This is a genomic window from Caballeronia sp. (assembly GCF_049581465.1).
Taxonomy (GTDB): domain Bacteria; phylum Pseudomonadota; class Gammaproteobacteria; order Burkholderiales; family Burkholderiaceae; genus Caballeronia.
This window is the reverse complement of sequence record NZ_JBAUSA010000520.1, coordinates 1-4,267: the sequence shown is the minus strand read 5'-3', so window position 1 is coordinate 4,267 and position 4,267 is coordinate 1. Positions and strand designations below refer to the sequence as shown.

Annotated in this window: 4 protein-coding genes; all 4 read left to right on the top strand. The window is 57.7% G+C overall.

Annotated elements, in window-relative coordinates; all coding sequences use genetic code 11:
• Positions 1 to 110: 110 nt before the first annotated feature.
• Positions 111 to 2,492: an ATP-binding protein gene (locus WCA53_RS12780; protein ID WP_423910337.1), complete on the top strand. Its 2,382-nt coding sequence runs from the start codon at positions 111 to 113 to the stop codon at positions 2,490 to 2,492.
• A gap of 148 nt (positions 2,493 to 2,640) precedes the next feature.
• Positions 2,641 to 3,363 carry a methyl-accepting chemotaxis protein gene (locus tag WCA53_RS12775; protein ID WP_423910334.1) on the top strand — a complete coding sequence of 241 codons (723 nt, stop codon included), beginning with the start codon at positions 2,641 to 2,643 and terminating at the stop codon, positions 3,361 to 3,363.
• A 7-nt stretch (positions 3,364 to 3,370) separates the two neighbouring features.
• Entirely contained in the window at positions 3,371 to 3,910 is a 540-nt protein-coding gene (locus tag WCA53_RS12770; protein WP_423910330.1) for a hypothetical protein, read from the top strand.
• A 71-nt stretch (positions 3,911 to 3,981) separates the two neighbouring features.
• Positions 3,982 to 4,267 (top strand): response regulator (locus tag WCA53_RS12765; protein WP_423910325.1); only part of this gene is annotated, 286 nt, incomplete at its 3' end.

Below are 4,267 nucleotides of genomic sequence, written 5' to 3'. Positions count from 1 at the left end.
AATTAGTAACATACGATCGCCATCATCCGGGTTCTTTAGGATTGACCTAATCCACCAAGACGTTTAGCCGCACAGAGCGCCTTGATACGGTTTGCCCGGGAGTACCTCAATTGACTATCCGTCATCGCATTACATTGCTGGTGGTGTTGATGTTCGTCGCACTGTCGGCGATAGGCGGTTACGCCGTCTATCAGACACGCCACAGCGCATCCGAAGTCAGGAAAGTGACCGAGGGCGTCGTGCCTAGCGCGCTTGCTTCGGCAGACTTGGTCTCGCAAGTCAAGGATGTCCAGCTCGCGACCATGACCCTCGTCTATGCACCCGACGGAAATGTCGTTGCGCAGGCGCAAGAAGAACTGAAGGCCAAGAAGTCGTCCTTGCAGCAAGCACTCGCCCTGCAAGCCAAGGGTGCGAACAGCCACGCGCAGGTCGGTCTGGTCTCCCAGGCCAATGACAGCCTCGAAAACTATTTCTCGGCCATCAACGACACGGCCAAGATGAAAGCCGCCGGCAAGAACGAGCTCGCGCAAGCCTTCCTGTTTGCCAACGTGGCCCAATACAGGGACGAACTTGAGGGCATCGTCGAAACATTGCGAGTGGAGAAAAACCGGGAGAAGGACGAGGCAATCACCGCGCTTAATGACACGCTCTCGACGACGACGACTGCCATCGCACTTGTGACCGGAATTGCAATCGTCCTCCTGACCTCGATCGGGTCGCTCCTGTATCGCCAGATTACGCGTCCGCTGAGCGGCATGCAGGGCATGATGAGCGAAATTGCTGCAAGCCAGGACTTTACGCGCCGCGTGCCGGTGGGCCGGATGGATGAGATCGGCCACTCAATCGTGGCGTTCAACGGAATGATCCAGAAGATCCAGGAAAACGCCTCGCTGCTCAAGCAGAAGACCGCCGACATCCAGGCGATGCTGCAAAACATGCAGCAGGGCATTCTCACGATTGTCGAGGGCGCCGTCGTGCACGCCGAGTACTCCGCGTATCTCGAGGCGATCTTCGAGACGAAGGAGATCGCCGGACGCAAGCTCATGGATCTGGTTTTCTCGGATACGGATCTTGGCGCAGATGACCTGTCGCAAGTGGACGCGGCAAGCCATGCATGTCTTGGCGAAGACAGTATCAACTTCACGTTCAACCAGCATTTGCTAGTCGGCGAAATCGCCAAACGCATGCCCGACGGCCGGGTAAAAATTCTCGACCTGAGCTGGTCCGCGATCACCAACGAAAGCGACTTGATTGTGCGCCTGATGCTCTGCGTGCGTGACGTGACCGAGCTGCGTCAACTCGCGGCGGAGGCTGGGGAGCAGAAGCGACGGCTGGAGATGATCGGTGAAATCCTGGCGGTTAGCCAGGAGAAGTTTCACCAGTTTATCGAAAGTTCGTCGGATTTCGTCAGCGAGAACGAACGGATCATTCGCAAGCATTCGCAGGCGGACGGCGCGGCGATTGCCGAACTGTTCCGTAATATGCACACCATCAAGGGCAACGCGCGCACTTACAACCTGCAGCACCTGACAAACGTGGTGCACGAAACGGAGCAAACCTACGCCGAATTGCGCCAGCCGGAGTCGGAGCGCGCCTGGAATCAGGAAGGGCTGGTGCTGGAGTTGGCGCGGGTGAAGGAAGCGCTGGAAAGCTATGCCACGATCAACGAAGTCAGCCTGGGCCGTAAGGGAGCAGTGCGCCGTGGTGACGTAGAACGGTACTTGATGATCGATATCGAGCACATTCAGGACAGCCTGCGTCAGTTGGAAGCGGTAAACCCCGACAATCTGGGCGAACTGATTTCCATGCGAGATTCGGTGCGTCGAACCTTGCAATTACTAGGGACTGAAAGTGTCAGCGAAGCGCTGTCCGGCGTGCTCGGATCGTTGCCGTCGCTCGCGAACGAACTGGGTAAGGAGGCGCCGCTAGTTCGCGTTCAGGATAATGGCTACCGCGTGCAGAGCCACGCTGGCGAGACTCTGAAAAACGTGTTCGTGCATCTGCTGCGTAATTCAATCGACCACGGCATCGAATCCGCCGAGCATCGGGTGGCTCGAGGTCAACCGCCCACTGGAGCAATTGATATTGAAGTTGGCGTCGACGCCGGCGCGCTGCAGATCACCGTTAGCGATGACGGCCGCGGTCTCGCGCTGGGCCGGATTCGGAGCATTGCGACTGAGAAAGGCTGGATCGGCCCCGACGACACGGTGAGCGACGAGGAGGTGGCAAATCTCATCTTCCGCCCGGGTTTTTCGACCGCCGAGAAGGTCACGGAAGTATCGGGACGCGGTGTCGGCATGGATGCGGTTCGTGACTTCCTCAAGCGCGAGAATGGGAGCTTGAAATTGCGCTTTACGGACGCGCGTGAAGGGGCAGACTTCCGGCGCTTCCAGACGGTCGTTTCCCTGCCGGGCGCGCTCGCGATGGCAAGCGCGGGACAGCACGCCGGGAGCAAGACTGAGGAAGCGCAGCTTGATACGGTGGTCGACTAAACCCGTGAGCCTTGAGTGGCGCCCGGACAAGGAGCAACGGACAACGAGCAACGGGCCGGCGTGTGTTCGGCCGCGGCATGACTGCATTGAATCAAGAAGCGATGCGTAATCGACTAAACGTATCGAGTGTCATTCGAGAAGGTGAATTGTGATTGGACAGTATCTCTTAGCAGCATCGGCAGGCAGCGCGATAACAGCCCTGCTTGCCTTGGCGCTGCACAAGTTGCACCACGGCCACTCCATGGCCCGGACTCGCTCTGAAGCTGACGCCCGCGTGGAGTCGCATTCGCAAATCGCTACGCGTCAGGGCGAGCTGACTGCGCAAGCCGAGCAGGCAAATCTGGCGCTCGGATCATTGGTTAGCCAGTTGCGTGAGGAGTTGGCGCAACAGGCAAAGATCGCCGACGAAAATCGTGCGTTGCTGGCCGCGACGGTCGAGGACAAGAACCAATGGGCGGAGCAGGCCAAGCGAATTGCCAGCGAAGCGTCGCGCCTGAAGAGCCTGGCGGGCACGTTCGAGCGCTGGCACGAACAGATGATTTCGCTAATGGCGCAGAACCAGGATATGCACGCGAAGAACCAGGAGCTTTCCTCTATCGTCAAGCATGTGGTCATCGTCTCCCTTAACGCATCGATTGAAGCGGCGCGCGCGGGTGCGGCCGGCCGCGGATTTGCAGTCGTGGCGGGCGAGGTGAGAGCGTTGGCGTCGCGGTCCGAAGAACTGTCGAAGAGCTATAGGGACAGCTTGCACAGGAATGACATCACGACGGCGGCAACGTTCCAGGATATTCAGGCTGGCGGGAAAATGATTACCGCATCGCTTGGCAGCGTCCAGCTACTCGCGGACCAGTTCAAGTCAAGACTTCACTAGGCGTCCTATGGTTACCGGTCACGCAAAGGATAGTTTCGAAGGAATTTTTCAGAAGGCCGTTCGATCGAGGATATCGAAGCAATCGGACGATACGTGCGAGATCGAACTCTTGCCGCCGAGTGCTATTAACGCGACGACGGAGGAGCATGCCGTAATCCTGACGGTATCGTCCATTGTCTTCCGGCTGTTGCTTGTCTTTCATTTCAACGAGGACGAAAGTACGCGCGAGTACTTCGTCAATGAAGGTAGTGAAGCTTCGCTCCAGGAAGTGCTCCTGGAGGTCTTCAATCTGACTTGCGGCGCGCTGAACCAGGAGTTGCTTCAGTATTTCCCAGATCTGGGAATGTCGACTCCGTACGTGCTGAGCGCTCGATGCCTGCCGCATCTGTTGGGGCTAAAGCCGGACTTGCTTTCATCGTACGCAATCACGATCAATGGCCAAGTCAGGCTCGCCGCGACCCTCTGCGTGTGTGCGCATGCCCCTGTCGATTTCATTGCCGACCTGAGCGCCGTTGAAGAATCCAGTGGCGAACTGGAACTGTTTTGATGGCAGTTCCAGCGATATCAGCATGGGCTCGGGCGAACTCGGTCTATTCCAATTCATAAAAAGGGGGATTCATGTCGAAAATTCTGGTGGTGGATGACTCGAGCACGGTGCGAGACGAAGTCGCCGGCTTTCTAAGGAAGAACGGTCTGGACGTCGATACGGCGGTCGATGGCAAGGACGGCCTTGCCAAGATGAAGACAAGCCCGGGTATCAAGCTCGTGATCAGCGACGTCAACATGCCTAATATGGACGGCTTGACCATGGTCGAGAAGATTCGCGGCGAGCTCGCGAACAAGGTCGTCAATATCATCATGCTGACGACTGAAAGCAGCCCGGCCATGAAAGAGCGGGGTAAGG

Coding starts and splice junctions, on each gene's coding strand:
- WCA53_RS12770 (WP_423910330.1), top strand. CDS start 3,371: ATGGTTACCGGTCACGCAAAGGATAGTTTCGAAGGAATTTTTCAGAAG.